The sequence below is a fragment of the Lichenicoccus sp. genome, assembly GCF_965276875.1.
In the GTDB taxonomy this organism is placed as follows: domain Bacteria; phylum Pseudomonadota; class Alphaproteobacteria; order Acetobacterales; family Acetobacteraceae; genus Lichenicoccus.
In genome coordinates, this window is the sequence record NZ_OZ255701.1 from 3,489,105 (window position 1) to 3,502,731 (window position 13,627).

General features: G+C 65.1%; 15 protein-coding genes and 1 pseudogene. 7 read left to right on the top strand and 9 right to left on the bottom strand.

Annotated features, from left to right (window positions below):
* Positions 1-22: 22 nt before the first annotated feature.
* Positions 23-775: a competence/damage-inducible protein A gene (locus tag ACQY4K_RS16875; RefSeq protein WP_428391365.1), complete on the bottom strand. Its 753-nt coding sequence runs from the start codon at positions 773-775 to the stop codon at positions 23-25.
* Positions 776-813: 38 nt separating this feature from the next.
* On the opposite strand from ACQY4K_RS16875, the gene ACQY4K_RS16880 reads away from it, so the two are divergent.
* Positions 814-1,638, top strand: coding sequence for an exonuclease domain-containing protein (locus tag ACQY4K_RS16880; protein ID WP_428391366.1), 825 nt, complete (start codon positions 814-816; stop codon positions 1,636-1,638).
* Here ACQY4K_RS16880 and ACQY4K_RS16885 read toward each other — a convergent pair.
* Together ACQY4K_RS16885 and ACQY4K_RS16890 are read right to left on the bottom strand one after the other, a co-directional pair.
* On the bottom strand, positions 1,629-2,585 hold the full coding sequence (locus ACQY4K_RS16885; protein WP_428391367.1) for a bifunctional GNAT family N-acetyltransferase/(deoxy)nucleoside triphosphate pyrophosphohydrolase: 957 nt from the start codon (positions 2,583-2,585) through the stop codon (positions 1,629-1,631). The two genes, ACQY4K_RS16880 and ACQY4K_RS16885, sit on opposite strands and share 10 nt — an antisense overlap.
* On the bottom strand, positions 2,582-3,658 hold the full coding sequence (locus tag ACQY4K_RS16890; protein ID WP_428396176.1) for a Rieske 2Fe-2S domain-containing protein: 1,077 nt from the start codon (positions 3,656-3,658) through the stop codon (positions 2,582-2,584). Before ACQY4K_RS16890 ends, ACQY4K_RS16885 begins: the two co-directional genes overlap by 4 nt.
* 289 nt (positions 3,659-3,947) lie before the next feature.
* Here ACQY4K_RS16890 and ACQY4K_RS16895 point away from each other — a divergent pair, with 289 nt between their 5' ends.
* The 3 genes from ACQY4K_RS16895 to ACQY4K_RS16905 are packed head-to-tail and all read left to right on the top strand — an operon-like array spanning position 3,948 to position 6,443.
* Entirely contained in the window at positions 3,948-5,528 is a 1,581-nt protein-coding gene (locus tag ACQY4K_RS16895) for a flavin monoamine oxidase family protein (protein WP_428396178.1), read from the top strand.
* Positions 5,528-5,950 carry a c-type cytochrome gene (locus ACQY4K_RS16900; RefSeq protein ID WP_428391368.1) on the top strand — a complete coding sequence of 141 codons (423 nt, stop codon included), beginning with the start codon at positions 5,528-5,530 and terminating at the stop codon, positions 5,948-5,950. The genes ACQY4K_RS16895 and ACQY4K_RS16900 overlap by 1 nt, the downstream gene beginning before the upstream one ends.
* Before the next feature lies 1 nt (position 5,951).
* A complete protein-coding gene (locus ACQY4K_RS16905; protein WP_428391369.1) occupies positions 5,952-6,443 on the top strand; it encodes a RidA family protein in 492 nt (163 codons plus the stop codon).
* Between the two features lie 10 nt (positions 6,444-6,453).
* Here ACQY4K_RS16905 and ACQY4K_RS16910 read toward each other — a convergent pair whose 3' ends face one another.
* From ACQY4K_RS16910 to ACQY4K_RS16930, 5 genes are all read right to left on the bottom strand, one after another.
* The gene (locus tag ACQY4K_RS16910; RefSeq protein WP_428391370.1) at positions 6,454-6,600 is read right to left on the bottom strand and encodes a hypothetical protein; all 147 of its coding nucleotides are present in this window, start codon (positions 6,598-6,600) and stop codon (positions 6,454-6,456) included.
* Positions 6,597-7,547 (bottom strand): alpha/beta fold hydrolase, encoded by a 951-nt coding sequence (locus tag ACQY4K_RS16915; protein WP_428391371.1) that lies wholly within the window; start codon positions 7,545-7,547, stop codon positions 6,597-6,599. The genes ACQY4K_RS16910 and ACQY4K_RS16915 overlap by 4 nt, the downstream gene beginning before the upstream one ends.
* Positions 7,544-7,957, bottom strand: coding sequence for a hypothetical protein (locus tag ACQY4K_RS16920; RefSeq protein WP_428391372.1), 414 nt, complete (start codon positions 7,955-7,957; stop codon positions 7,544-7,546). The genes ACQY4K_RS16915 and ACQY4K_RS16920 overlap by 4 nt, the downstream gene beginning before the upstream one ends.
* An 18-nt stretch (positions 7,958-7,975) precedes the next feature.
* A complete protein-coding gene (locus ACQY4K_RS16925; protein WP_428391373.1) occupies positions 7,976-8,533 on the bottom strand; it encodes a TetR/AcrR family transcriptional regulator in 558 nt (185 codons plus the stop codon).
* 264 nt (positions 8,534-8,797) lie between these two features.
* Positions 8,798-9,343, bottom strand: coding sequence for an RDD family protein (locus tag ACQY4K_RS16930; RefSeq protein WP_428391374.1), 546 nt, complete (start codon positions 9,341-9,343; stop codon positions 8,798-8,800).
* A gap of 286 nt (positions 9,344-9,629) precedes the next feature.
* On the opposite strand from ACQY4K_RS16930, the gene ACQY4K_RS16935 reads away from it, so the two are divergent.
* The 3 genes and pseudogenes from ACQY4K_RS16935 to ACQY4K_RS16945 form a co-directional block, all read left to right on the top strand.
* Entirely contained in the window at positions 9,630-10,109 is a 480-nt protein-coding gene (locus tag ACQY4K_RS16935) for a lysozyme inhibitor LprI family protein (protein WP_428391375.1), read from the top strand.
* 188 nt (positions 10,110-10,297) lie between these two features.
* Positions 10,298-10,636, top strand: coding sequence for a lysozyme inhibitor LprI family protein (locus tag ACQY4K_RS16940; protein WP_428396180.1), 339 nt, complete (start codon positions 10,298-10,300; stop codon positions 10,634-10,636).
* Positions 10,611-11,665 (top strand): annotated as a pseudogene (locus ACQY4K_RS16945) (IS3 family transposase); the annotation flags it as partial. The gene ACQY4K_RS16940 and the pseudogene ACQY4K_RS16945, both read left to right, overlap by 26 nt.
* 727 nt (positions 11,666-12,392) lie before the next feature.
* On the opposite strand, the gene argJ reads toward ACQY4K_RS16945, so the two are convergent.
* Complete coding sequence (argJ, locus tag ACQY4K_RS16950; protein WP_428396182.1) at positions 12,393-13,574, bottom strand: bifunctional glutamate N-acetyltransferase/amino-acid acetyltransferase ArgJ; 1,182 nt, start codon at positions 13,572-13,574, stop codon at positions 12,393-12,395.
* Between the last annotated feature and the right edge of the window lie 53 nt (positions 13,575-13,627).

A 13,627-nucleotide genomic window follows, 5' to 3' on the forward strand; every position in this document is an offset into this window, starting at 1 on the left:
ATCCAACCTGCCCAGATTGGCGTTACCGCGGCTCGCCCGCAATCGGCACGAAGCCCAAACTGTCGATCAGCCCGCGCACGGCGTCCGCCGCCGCATGCACCGTATCGGGATCGTGGCCCTTGCAGACCAGGCTGACGCCGCGCCTGCCGGTCTCGCGTTCGTACGGATAGCTACCGATCTCGACGGCATCAAAGCGTGCCTGGATCGCCTCGAGCGGGGCGGCGATGGCGCCCTCCAGCAGGCGGTCCGCGTGCCAGCTCGCCGAGACCGTGGGCCGGCCGCCGCGCAAGCTGGGGGCCAGGGTCTCGAACATCGCCTGCATGATCCGCGGCACGCCCGCCATCACATGCACGTTGCCGATGGAGAAACCTGGGGCCACCGAGACCGGATTGTCGATCGGCGTCGCACCACGCGGCAGCATCGCCATGCGCTGGCGCGCCGCATTGAAGCTGCCCGGCGCCATGTGTGCCTCGAGCTTGGCGAAGCTCTCGGCGTGGATTTCCCACGGTACCCCGAACGCCTCGGCAACGCAGGGGCTGGTGATGTCGTCATGCGTCGGGCCAATGCCGCCGGTGGTCAGCAGGTGATCGAAACGCGCGCGTAGCTCGACGATGTTGGCGACGATGGTCTCGCGCACATCGGGGATGATCCGCACCTCGCGCACCGGGATGCCGAGCTCGCCCAATCGAGTCGCCAGGAAGCGGATGTTGGCGTCCTGGGTGCGGCCGGAAAGGATCTCGTTGCCGATCACGAGGATGCAGGCGGTCGGGTTCATGTTTGACGGCTCTGTCTGAGGGATAGGATGCAGCCTACATGGAGGTGATGACGGAAATCGCCACCCCGCCCGAGTCCTTGGTTGCAATCGTGCGGGTCATCGATCTCGAGACCACGGGCAACAGCTTCACCGACGGCGGCGTCGTCGAGATCGGCTGGCAGGACGTGGTGGCGGATGCGGATGGCTGGCGGCTGTCTGGGCCGCCCGGCGCTTGCCTGGTGCGGCCGGGCAACCCGATCTCGCCGGCGACATCGGCGATCCACCACATCGTCGACGAGGATGTGGCGGATGCGCCGTCCTGGCACGCGGTGGCGCCTGGGGTGCTGTGCTCCGCACCACCCCCGATCGTGCTTGCGGCGCACCGCGCGAGCTTCGAGCAGCGCTGGTGTCTCCCGGCGCTGAGTGGCCACGCGCAATGGATCTGCACCTATAAATGCGCGCTGCGGCTATGGCCCGAGGCGCCGGGCCACTCCAACCAGGGGCTGCGCTATTGGCGCCGGCCGCAGGGGCTCGATCGCACCCTTGGCATGCCCGCGCATCGCGCCGGACCGGACGCCTACGTCACCGCCCATCATCTGCGCGACATGCTGGCCCTGACGGGGGTGGCGCAACTGCTCGCCTGGTCGGCGGAACCGGCGCTGTTGGCGCGGGTGCCATACGGCGCGTCACGCGGCCGCCGCTGGGCCGATATCGACGAGGCCGCCTTGCTGCGTATCCTCGAGGGCGACGACGGCGGCAATGTCGATCTGCTGTTCACCGCACGCACCGAACGCGACCGACGTTGCGGCCTGCCGCCAACACTGCCGACACCAGGGCAGCTGTCGCTTGGACTTGCCGCCGGCACGGACCGTAATCACAGGTAGTCCCGCAGCATCGGCACCAGCGGCTTGTCGGCGTCGGGCATCGGGTAGTGCGACAGATGGTCGGGCCGCACCCAGACGAGGTTCTGGCCTTCCTTGCCGCGGGCGGTCCCGGCCCACTGTCGGCACACATAGAGCGGCATCAGCAGATGGAAATCGCGGTAGGCGTGCGAGGCGAAGCTGAATGGCGCCAGGCACGCCTCGGCGACATCTATCCCGAGTTCCTCGCGCAGCTCGCGGGTCAGCGCCTGCTCAGGTGTCTCACCGGGCTCGATCTTGCCGCCTGGGAATTCCCATAGCCCGGCCATCGACCGGCCGGGCGGCCGCTGCGAGAGCAGAATGTGGCCCCGCCCGTCGATCAGGGCGCAGGCGACGACGAGCAGTGTCGGGATCGGCCGCGTGCGCAGGTCGCGGCGTTCGGCCTCGAAATGGATGACCGGCTGCATCGCACCGCGCGCCTTGAATCGCTGTGTGCCGGTGCCGGTCTCGCGAAAGCCGATCCGGCGGAGCACCGCGGCCGAGGCGGGATTATCGGCGGCGACGCGCGCGCGCAGGCGGTGGCACTCGGGGTTCGAAAGCGCCCAGCGGGCGACCTCGGCGGCGGCCTCGCTGGCAACACCCGATCCCCAATGGGGTCTGCCGACCCAGTAGCCGAGATTGCTGCTGCGCGCCTCGCCGTCGGTCTGCATGCCGACGCAGCCAAGGATGGCGCCATCGGCCTTGGCGACGATGACGAAGTGATACGCCGTGCCGGCCGCTGCCTGGTGCGCGGTGGATTCGATCCAGGCATCGGCAAGCGGGCGTGGATACGGGAAGGGCAGCCGCTCCAGCATACGCACGATGCCCCAGTCATTGACCAGGCGATGAAGACACGCCGCATCGGACGGAAGCGGCGGGCGCAGGAGGAAGCGGCTGGTGGAGAGTTCGGCGCCCGGACCCGAAGGTGTCACGCAGCGTTAAGGCCACGCGCCGCGAGCAGCCGACGCAGATTCTGTATTACAGGAAAGACTTCCTGGTTGCGATCGCCGCCTTGGGCGTCGTGTGCTGCCTGTTCCAGCTCGACGATGTCGCGGTCCTCGCGGAAGATGCGCTCGGTGAACAGCACCAGCAGCGGCCAGGCGGCTTCGAGCAGACCGGGAATTTTCGGCTTGCGCACCGAGAGCAGCCCGAACGTGCGGTTGCTGCGCTGCTCGGCGTCCTGCGGCGTATAGGCGATCCAGAGATCCATCACCGGCTGGCCGCCGCCGCTGCGTATGCGCAAGGTCTGATAGGGGTATTCGGTGCGTATGGTCATCACGTCGCGATCGGCGGTCTTTTCGCTCAAGCCGCGCCGTTCGCCGAAGATCAGCGCCTCGCCGAGCGGCTGCTTGCCGCCGGTGCGGGCGAAGCTGTAGCGGGCCTCGATCCAGTCCAGGCCTGCATCCTGACCGAGAAAGCGCGGCCGCATCTGGCCCATCTGCTTGGCGTGCATGAACTGATGGTTCATGTCCATCAGGTTCTCATGCATGAAGCTGTAGTGGCAGCCGACGACGCGGCCGAAGCGACGCGTCTTGTAGCCGGGATCGTCGGCGGCGCTGAACGACGGCAGCGGCGCGGCGTCGGCCAGCGCCGGATCACCCGGGAACACCATGATCAGGCCGCAGCGCTCGCGACAGGGATAGGCACGCACGCCGTTGGGCAGCTTGCCGCGTCCGAGATAGGGCACGTCGATGCATTTGCCGGAACGCCCGTAGGCCCAGCCATGATAGCCGCAGCGCAGCGACTGGCCGTCGACGGCGCCGCGCGAGAGTGGCACCTGGCGATGCGCGCAGCGATCCTCCAGCGCATACACGTCGCCGTCGCGCGGCCGCACCAGCACGATGGGTTCGCCGCCGAAGCGTGCCGCCAGCGTCTGCCCCGGCTTGAGTTCGCGTGACCAGGCCAGCGGATACCAGTGGTCCGGGTGGCTGCCGATCCGCCGCAGGTCGGTCTTGAGGCATGCAGCACCTTTCCCCGGCGCGTCTTCCAGGGGCTCGTCCGTCATCGGATAGTTGTGGTCCATCGTCCCTCGATCCGCCGCGATCGGCGATGTCTCAGCATAGACATAACAGACGGCGTGGCGAGCGCCGAGTTGCCAGCCGTCGCCGGTTCATAAGGGTCGCCCGGGATGCGTAAAAAACCATCATTGCCAATGCCGCTCCTTCCATGTCAGAGAGACAGGACGCCACATGGTTGACTGAATATTGGCAAAAACCGAGCAGTGTCAGGCCGTTGGCTCATAATCGGTCAGATGACTGCACTCATTCGGAGCAAGTTGCTTGAGTAATACGCAGATGCAGCCGACGCGTCGGCAAGTTCTCACGCGCATCGGCGCCGCCGCCGGGAGTGTTGCGATGTACCAAGCGATGACCCGTCTGGGCCACGCCGCCGGTACCGACTTCACCGGGCCGCCGGTGCTCAGCGGCGGCAAGTCCGGCACCAGCGTGCTGGTGCTCGGCGCCGGCCTTGCCGGCATGCTGGCCGCCTACGAGCTACGCCGCGCAGGCTACAAGGTGCGGGTGCTGGAGTTCCAGAACCGGTCCGGCGGCCGCAATTTCAGCCTGCGCGGCGGCGACAGCCTGACCGAGCTCGGCGGCCATACGCAAAAATGCGATTTCGCGCCCGGCAACTACATCAATCCCGGACCCTGGCGTATCCCCTACCACCACCAGGCCCTGCTGCATTACTGCCACGCGTTCGGTGTCGCGCTCGAGCCGTTCATCGAGGTCAACCACAACACCTTGCTGCACAGCAGCCTCAGCTTCGGCGGCAAGCCGCAGCGCTACCGCGACGTCATGTCGGATTTCTCCGGCTACACCGCCGAGCTGCTGGCCAAGGCGATCAACCAGAACAAGCTCGACCAGCCGGTGAGCGCGGAGGAGCAGCACGACCTGCTGCTGGCGATGCAGGGCTGGGGACGGCTCAACGGCACATACACCTACAGCAAGGGCGAACTCGCCTCCAACCGGCGCGGCTTCGACAAGCCGCCCGGTGGCGGTCCGAACGGTGCTCCCACGCCTTCGGCGCTGCTCGGACGCGCCGAGATCATGCGTTCGGGTCTGTGGGAGTGGCTCGCCTTCAACATGAGCTACGACGTGCAGACCACCATGTTCCAGCCGGTCGGCGGCATGGACATGATCGGCAAAGCCTTTGCCAAGCACGTCAACGACATCGTCACCCACAACATCAAGGTCACGAAGATCGCCCAGGACGGCGCCGGCGTCACCGTTACCTACACTGACGGCAACCATGGCGGTGCGATCGAGCACGCCAAGGCGGATTACTGCGTCTGCACCATTCCGCTGTCGATCCTGAGCCAGCTCGAGGTGCAGGTGAGTGGGCCGATGCGGGCTGCGATCGCGGCAGTGCCCTACGCCTCCTCGGTGAAGGTGGGGCTCGAATTCAACCGGCGTTTCTGGGAGCAGGACGACAGCATCTACGGCGGCATCAGCTTCACCGACCAGCCGATCAGCCAGGTCTCCTATCCCAGCACCGGCTATTTCTCGTCAGGTCCGGCGGTGCTGCTCGGCGGCTACATGTTCGGCCCCGCCGCCTACGACTTCGCCGGCATGACCCCCGCCGAACGTGTGCAGGCCGCGCTCACGCAGGGCGCTGTGCTGCACAAGCAATATCACGGCGAATTCCGCAACGGCGTCGGCGTCGCCTGGAGCCGCATGCCCTGGACGCTTGGCTGTTGCGGCATGTGGAGCGAGGAGAGCCGAAAGCAGCACTACAAGACGCTCACCACCATGGACAACCGCCTGGTGCTGGCCGGCGAGCACGCCTCCTATGTCGGCTGCTGGCAAGAGGGCGCGTTGCTCTCCTCGCTCAGCGCCATCACCCAGCTCCACCAACGCGCCGTGGGAGCCGCCTGATGCGCACGATGATCACCGGCGCCACAATCGCCCTGCTGCTCGCCGCAGGTTTTCTACCGCGCGCGCACGCTGATTCCGCAATGAACGCGGCCCCCGCCGGCATCCCGGCGGGCACCGGCGCCGCGGTCTACCAGCATGTCTGCCAGGGCTGCCACATGGCCAACGGCCGCGGTGCTACGGGCGCCGGCGCCGGGTTTCCGTCGTTCGCCGGCAATACCAAGCTCGCGAGCGCCGGCTATCCGATCTACGTCGTGCTCAACGGGATGGGCGGCATGCCCTGGTTCAACGGCGAGCTGAGCAACGCGCAGATCGCCGGTGTCGTGAACTACATCCGAACGCATTTCTCCAACCACTACACCGATGCCGCCAAACCAGCCGATGTCGCCGCCGTGCGCGGCCCGGCCCCGACCATGGAGCGTTGACATGAAGCAAAGCCTCGCCATCGCCCTGGCGCTCGCGATCCTGCCGGCCACCGGCTTCGCGGCCGCGCCGATCATCCGCCACAACATAGCAACCTTCCCGATCGCCTCCAGCATCGAGGTGCCACCCGGCTACAGCACCGTCTATCTCTCCGGCATGGGCGCGGACGCCGCCGACAAGTCAGCCAAACCGATGACGCTCGCCGCCTACGGCAACACCGAAACCCAGGTGTTCAGCGCCCTGACCAAGATCAAGGCAACCCTGGCGTCGCTGCATTTGACGATGGGCGACGTGGTGCAGATGCACGTCTATCTGGCCGCAGACCCCAGCCTCGGACACATGGACTTCAAGGGCCTGATGGCGGCCTATACGAAGTTCTTCGCAACCTCGGCACAACCGAGCGTGCCCACCCGCAGCGCCTTCCAGGTCGCAGCCCTCGCCAACCCCGGCTGGCTGGTCGAGATCGAGGTGACGGCGGTGCGCAAGCCATCCTGACGATGCGTCGTTACGCACACAGGGCGCTACCAGGGCGTTCGCCCAACTTGTCCTCGGCGACCAGCGCGGTGGCGTTGGTCAGGAAGGCGGGGGTCAGGAAGGCGGGGGTCAGGAAGGCGGGGGTCAGGAAGGCGGGGGTCAGGAAGGCGGGGTTCAACCGCGCGGTGGCGCCCCGAAGAACGCGGCCAGCTCCCGCGCTGCCGCCTCCGGCTGCTCCTCCGGAATGAAGTGGCCGCAATTGGCCACCACGCCGCCACGCAGGTCGTCGGCAAAAGCTGCGAGCGGAGAGGCCATGTCGGCGATCGAGCCCTGATCGGCACCGAGCGCCAGCACCGGCATGGTGAGCCGGCCTTTGGCACTGAGATCCTGGTTCTGCCGTGCCGACAGGGCGGCAGCACGATAATAGGCCATGCCGGCGCGCAGCCCGCCGGCCCTGGTGAACACGCGCAGGTATTCGGCGAGGTCGGCGTCGGAGAACGCCTGCGGGTTGGCCGTCTTGCGTCGCAGGAACCAGTCCAGGTATTCGCGCTCGCGGCCGCCGATCAGCATCTCCGGCAGGTCCGGGAGTGCGTGGAAGGCGAAATGCCAGGTGCGCCACGCCCGCTCCGGGTCGGTCGGCAGGGCGTCCGGCAGGGTGACGCCTGGGATGCCGGCATCCATCAGCACCAGGCGCCGGATCTCGCCGCCGAATAGCAACGCATAGGGGTAGGCAACCCAGGCGCCGATATCGTGGGCAGCCATGCAATAGCGGTGCACGCCGAGTTGTTGCAGGAGGCCGTGGACCGCTGCCGCGAGGGCCTGGGTGTCGTAGCCGCCGTGCGGATGGTCAGAGTCGCCTTGCCCCGGCAGATCCGGTGCGATGATCCGGTAGCTGGAGGCAAGCAGCGGCATGACCTTGCGCCAGGCAAACCAGCTCTCGGGGAACCCGGCCAACAGGACGATCACCTCGCCGTCCGGCTTGCCGCCGGTGACGTGGTGCAGGCGCACGCCGTCGACGGTTGCGAAGCGGTGCTCGAATCCGGGCAACGCAGGATTTGCACGGGACGCAAGCGAGGTTTCGATCAGCCTTGCGGCCGCGGGCGCCGGATTTTGTGGTGCATTCATGGTTGGTCTCCATAAGGGTTTCGGCCTGCTCGGTCAGGAAACAGGCCAGGGCCAGCAGAGGCACGCCAAGCCCGGCCGTGCATGATGCCCAGCATCAGGCCGTTCATGACGCTGCCGGCGACGCGGCCTCGTGCGGCGTTTGGCGCACGGTGGGCGGCGTAAGGCACAAGGACCTGCACCGTCACCGAACCGATACCGATCGGCAGAGCCGCACCCAGGAAGACGACAGCGTCGGTGGACAGGGCCGCGACGGCGAGAGCCAATAGGATGGGGATCGGTCCGCCCGCGCTTGAGGACAAGCGGCGCGAGGCGTTGATCGGCTGGATAACGTAGATGTTGGCGGCGATCAGGCCGCAGGACGTGGCAAGCAGCAGGGTGGGCCAGCGCGGTGGCCTCCCGCGCCTCGGCAATCGGCGTGGCGGCGGCGCTCACGCCAGTAGCCGCGTGGCTTGATTCACCACTGCCATGAGGACAGCCCGGCTCCGTCCAACCTTGCCGACGACGCGCAGGCCTTGCAGGACGCAGAGCAGGGTCGTGGCGACTGCGTCCGCATCGACATGCGCGGCGATGGAGCCGTCCGCCTGGCCGATCTGGATGAGGTCCCGCATCCGGGTTTCGACGTTTTGCAGGGCTGCCGTCACCTTGCCCGCCATCTCAGGATCGTAGGTGGACAGCTCGGCGGCGCTGCCGACGACGAGGCAGCCATGCCGGCCCTCCGTCCCCGAGGCGGCTTGCGCGTAGAACTCCAGCAACACCTGAAGCTTTTCCAGCCCGGCCGCCCTAGCGTCGAGAAGCTGCTGCAAGGCTGCGTTGCGGCGGCCGACGTAATGATCAAAGGCCGCAAGAAACAGCGCGCGCTTGTCGCTGAACGCCTTGTAGATACTGCCGTTCGCGAGCTTCATCGCGGGGCCGAGATGCGCGAGCGACGCCGTGTGATAGCCATGCTCCCGGAACACCAGAACAGCGCCATCCAGGGCGGTTGCCATGTCAAACGCGCGGGGGCGGCCGGGTGAACGCCGGGCTGAGGGCGTCTCGAGACTGTTTTGCATCGGGGCTAATTAGGGAGAGAAATCTCCCAAATCAACCGCAGACGCGTCGGGAGGGTCGTTTTGGCACGCCGTTGCCGTCATAGGTCCTCAAAACACTGCCTTGTGGTGAGAGTAGCGTGGCTGTATCCGCGCCTGCGAGGCCGGGTCAGTCTCGGCTGGCTGGTCGAGATCAAGGTGGCGGCGATACGCAAGTCGTTCTGACTATGATACGGGCGGCGGATTGAACCGGACCAGACCGGGCGGTGGTTGTAGTCGCACCACCAGGGTCTCTGCGAGGATGTCGTGCAGTCCCTGCTTGCGCCGGGTCCATCCAACCATCAGGAAGCCGATGCATAGGATAAGGGCAGAGAGGAACTTGGCGAAGTAACGGCCGATGGCGCGCGGCAGGCTTATCCGGCCGCCGTCTAGGCCGGTCACGCGCAGGCGACAGACGCGCTTGCCGATCGTCGCCTGCCAACGCGAGGATTCGAGCAGGGCGAAATAGCCCGCCTGTATCAGGAACAGCACGAGGCTTAGCCAACTCGGCGGCGGCAGCGTCCAGGCGTTTGTCACGACCACATCACTGACGTGCAACAGGCCGCCGCGGCGCTGTCCCATATCGCCGTTCCAGAGCGGCCCATCGCCCGCTGCCGCCTCTAACAGAAGGTCGGCCGCGGACAGGATCAGGCTATCAATCGCCCAGGCCAGCACCCGCCACCAAAACCCGGCATATCCCCATACCCGCTCAGGACGCGTGGTCGGCGGCACCTAGTCGAAGACGTTCGCCATGGCGGGACCTTATCGCGTTGATTGCGCGCGTGTCCACTTCGAGACATGCGCGGCCGTCGATGGCGCTGAAGCCGAGCGCCGCGCCGCGCAGGTTGCGTGGTGACAATCACAGTGCTATCGTTCCTCTTATACAACAAACAGGTGGTCTCTCGCGGCCTATTTGTTTGGGGCTGAGACGTAATCATGAAACAAGCATCCATCGGCTCAGGGCAGTATCCTCCCGTCATGGCCATAATGGTTGAGAAAACGAACAGGTAAAAACAAGATGCCAATTTTCGCAAATAGACGTTGGCTTGACCATGTCATCGTAAGCTCTGCGTGGAAGCTGGCATTGTTTGCGGCGCTGTTGCTGACTTTTGATACTCGGTGCCTCGCGCAACATGCCACTGACAATCGTGTGTTGAACGAGAACCCGGAGTACAAGGCCTGTATCGGCCGAGCGGGATCGAACACTCTTGCTCTTGAAGAGTGTTCCAACGCGGAACTTGCAGATCTCATAAAAAAACTATCTGGTGCATACCGCAGGGTCGCCTCGTTGAGGGGCGACTGGGAGCGCGACTTAAAGTCGAGTGAAAAGGCTTGGGAGAGTTACGTCAATGCGGAGTGCTCGTTTCGAGCGCATTGGTTGGCAGGCGGCGGAAGCGGTGAAGGCTTGGAGTGGACCGGCTGTAAAATTGACTTGGTCTATGAGCGGACGAGAGATTTTGATAATGCGCTACGGTATCCAGACAAGGTCGCGCCATAGCAGCATCTGGCCTACAGCTCGAATAATGGAGAGAAGCAAATGCAGGTGGTGCCATGACATCGCTTGTCGTAAAGAGAGGTTACTGTGAGCGCGCCCTAACAGAACCTGCTCGCAAACTGGTTCTATTTATAGCGATTTTTGTTGTTACATCCACCAGCCAATGTCTCGCCGACCAAAATACAAGCATCATGGTGGTTAATGAGCTGCCGGAATATAAAGCCTGTTTGCTCCAAGCGGGCGGGAACACTCCTTCCGTAGAGGAATGTAACACTGCCGAGATAGCGGATTTATCAAGGAAATTGTCCATAGCCTATCAAAAGGTCGCCTCTTTAAGGCAAGATCTGGCTCAAGACTTGAAGGTGAGTCAAAAAGCCTGGAAGGATTACGTCTATAAGGAGTGCGCGCTACAAGGGAGTTGGTTGGCCGGAGGCGGGAGTGGCCTGCTCCCGGAATTTCGGACCACGGATTATGTGACAGACTGGCCCCTCGATGGAGGGGGCAATGCGCAAGTCGAGATTTACGGATGAGCAGGTCGTGGGGATTGTCCGCGAGTCGGACCGGGAGGCGGTGTCGGATGTCGCGAAGCGGCATGGTGTCAGCGAGCAGACGATCTACACTTGGCGCAAGCGTTTTGGAGACCTGAAGTCGGAGGGTGTCCGGCGCCTTCGCCAGCTCGAGGTCGAGAACGGCCGGCTGAAGAAGCTGGTGGCCGAGCGCGATCTCGAGATCGAGGTGATGAAGGAAGTTGCGGAAAAAAACTGGTGAGCGTGCAGGCTCGACGCCGGCAGGTGGCGTATGGCCGTGAGCGGGGTCTCTCGCTGCGGCAGGCTTGCACGCTGTTCTCGGTGGCGCGGTCAGCGCTGGACTACACGAGCCGCATGGCGGTGAAGGACGAGGGGGTGGTGAAGCAGATGAAGGCGCTATCGGCGACCTATCCACGCTATGGCTATCGCCGGATCCGCGTGTTCCTGGCCCGCGAGGGCGAGGTGATGAGCGCCAGCCGCGCGCATCGTCTGTGGCGATCAGCCAGGTTGCAGGTGCCGCGCAAGGGGCCTGGCAAGCGGATTGCGTCGTCGCGACCCCGGCCGCTGGCACCTGGTTCGGCGAACGAGGTGTGGTCGTATGATTTCGTGTTCGATCGCTGCGCGAGCGGCCAGCAGCTCAAGTGTCTGACGGTGACCGACGAGTTCACCAAGGAAGCGTTGGCGATCACGGTCGACGCCCGGCTACGGTCGACGCGTGTGATCGAGGTGTTGTCGCGGCTGGTGAGCGAGCGCGGTGCACCTCGGTTTCTGAGGTCGGACAACGGCCCGGAGTTCGTCTCGAAGGCGCTGATGAAGTGGATCAGCAAGCAGAAGATCGGAACAGCGCTGATCGATCCGGGCAAGCCGTGGCAGAATGGCGTCTGCGAGAGCTTCAATGGCAAGTTCCGCGACGAATGCCTGAACATGGAGTGGTTCCGCTCGCGGGCCGAGGCTCGGGTTTTGATCGAAAGCTGGCGCCGGCACTACAACGAGGTGCGACCGCATTCGAGCCTTGGCTATCGAACTCCGGCCGCATTTGTGGCCGGTCTGGCGACGACAGCGCCCCGTGTTAGGACGGGCCGGGACGCTGCGGTATGTGGGGCCTCCGCGTCCCGGCCCGTCCTATCACCGCCCCGGCTGGGGCAAGGGCAGCAGCAGAGGGCCAGTCTTTCCACTTAACCGTGGTCCGAAGAAGTCGGGCAGGTCAGGAGCGCCGAACCCCTGATTTGGGCTGATTGTAAGATCGACTTGATTTTCGAGCGGACAATGGATTTCGAACACGTGTTGAGAGATCGAAGCAAGTTCGCGCCGTGACCATGTCCACTCGTTGACTGCTACGTGCTCGGCTGAGCACAGTCTTCCTGCACACGGGTCAGTGTAAAAAAAATTTAGTTACAGCGGAGGATGTTCGGTATCAGCCTGGTTGGATTTATCAAGTCACCGTGAAATTCGTTGCTTCATCGGTAGGCTCAAATGGTTCTACGTCGAACGCTATGCGTTCTCCTGGTCAAGGAAATCGCTGGAGATCTTCCAGTAGACAAGACAGAAAACGCAAAAAATTCCGTTTGGGAAGCGAAGAAGCTTGCAGGATGTATCCAGATTTATTATCCTGCGCAGGTGATCAAGGCAGTCCATGCCGATTCGAGTGGAAGGCAAATGGTGGCTTGAAGTTTTACCTGGGTAACATTGGCGAGAACGCAACGAACCTGACGGTGCAGGGAACGGAAGTCGAGTAGTCCGGCCGGGGACAAGGTTGAAATCAGCTGCGGTAGCTGCCGTTGATGTCGATGTAGCCATGCGTCAGGTCGCAGGTCCAGGCGGTGCTGGCGCCGTCGCCGAGGCCGAGATCGATGGTGATTTCTACCTCGCGGCCTTTGACGTGGGCGACCACCGGGGCTTCGTCGTAGCCGGGGACGACGCTGCCTTGGCGCGCCATCCAGGTGCCGCCGATCGCGACTGATAACAGGTCGCGGTCGGCGGGCTCGCCGCTCTTGCCGACCGCCATGACAATGCGGCCCCAGTTCGCGTCCTCGCCGCCGATTGCGGTCTTCACCAGCGGCGAGTTCGCGACCGACAGCGCGACCTTGCGGCCGGACTCGTCGGAGACCGCGCCGCGCACGTCGATCTGGATCAGCTTGCTCGCCCCTTCGCCGTCGCGCACGACCAGCAACGCCAGCTCGAGCAGCACGGCATCGAGGGCGGCGGCGAACTCGGCGAGGGCCGGTGCGGTCTCGACCGGAGTGTTGCCGGCGGCGCCGGTTGCGAACAGCAGCACGGTGTCGCTGGTGGAGCTGTCGGAATCCACGGTGGTGCGGTTGAAGCTGCGGGCGACGCCGTCTGCCAGCAGCGTCTGCAGGAGTGCCGCGGGGAGAGCCGCGTCTGTCGCGACGAAGCACAGCATGGTGGCCATGTCGGGGGCGATCATGCCGCTACCCTTGGCGACGCCCTGGATCCGCACGGTCGTGCCGCCGAGAGTTGCGGTGCGGACGCCACCCTTTGGGAAGGTATCGGTGGTCATGATGGCGCGGGCTGCGGGGCCCCAGCCGTCTTCGTCGAGGGCTGCGTGCAGGTCGGGCAGTGCGGAGGTGATCTTCTCGTGCGGCAGCACCTCGCCGATCACGCCGGTGGAGGCGAGGAACACCTCCGAGGGTAGGCAGCCGAGCAGGGTGGAGGCGCAGGCGGCGGTGGCGCTGGTCGCGGCGATGCCGGCCTGGCCGGTAAAGACATTGGCGTTGCCGGCATTGACCACGAGGCCGCGGGCGGTGCCGCCGGCCAGCGCCGCTCGGCACCAATCGACCGGTGCCCCAGGGCAGCGGTTGCGGGTGAAAACGCCGGCGACGCGCGTGCCGGTCGCGAATGCCGCCAGCAGCAGGTCGGGGCGGTCGCGGTAGCGTATTCCCGCCGCGGTCGTTGCCAGGCGCACGCCGCGCATCGGCTGCATCGCCGGGAACGGCCGCGCGAGCGGCGAGACGGCGGCGGGCACGACCCTGGTGC

What these genes read in the sequence shown, in the direction of transcription:
- ACQY4K_RS16875 (WP_428391365.1), bottom strand. Translation starts at nt 775, where the DNA reads ATGAACCCGACCGCCTGCATCCTCGTGATCGGCAACGAGATCCTTTCC.
- ACQY4K_RS16880 (WP_428391366.1), top strand. Translation starts at nt 814, where the DNA reads ATGGAGGTGATGACGGAAATCGCCACCCCGCCCGAGTCCTTGGTTGCA.
- ACQY4K_RS16890 (WP_428396176.1), bottom strand. Translation starts at nt 3,658, where the DNA reads ATGACGGACGAGCCCCTGGAAGACGCGCCGGGGAAAGGTGCTGCATGC.
- ACQY4K_RS16895 (WP_428396178.1), top strand. Translation starts at nt 3,948, where the DNA reads ATGCAGCCGACGCGTCGGCAAGTTCTCACGCGCATCGGCGCCGCCGCC.
- ACQY4K_RS16900 (WP_428391368.1), top strand. Translation starts at nt 5,528, where the DNA reads ATGCGCACGATGATCACCGGCGCCACAATCGCCCTGCTGCTCGCCGCA.
- ACQY4K_RS16905 (WP_428391369.1), top strand. Translation starts at nt 5,952, where the DNA reads ATGAAGCAAAGCCTCGCCATCGCCCTGGCGCTCGCGATCCTGCCGGCC.
- ACQY4K_RS16915 (WP_428391371.1), bottom strand. Translation starts at nt 7,547, where the DNA reads ATGAATGCACCACAAAATCCGGCGCCCGCGGCCGCAAGGCTGATCGAA.
- ACQY4K_RS16925 (WP_428391373.1), bottom strand. Translation starts at nt 8,533, where the DNA reads ATGGCAACCGCCCTGGATGGCGCTGTTCTGGTGTTCCGGGAGCATGGC.
- ACQY4K_RS16935 (WP_428391375.1), top strand. Translation starts at nt 9,630, where the DNA reads ATGCCAATTTTCGCAAATAGACGTTGGCTTGACCATGTCATCGTAAGC.
- ACQY4K_RS16940 (WP_428396180.1), top strand. Translation starts at nt 10,298, where the DNA reads ATGGTGGTTAATGAGCTGCCGGAATATAAAGCCTGTTTGCTCCAAGCG.
- argJ (WP_428396182.1), bottom strand. Translation starts at nt 13,574, where the DNA reads ATGCAGCCGATGCGCGGCGTGCGCCTGGCAACGACCGCGGCGGGAATA.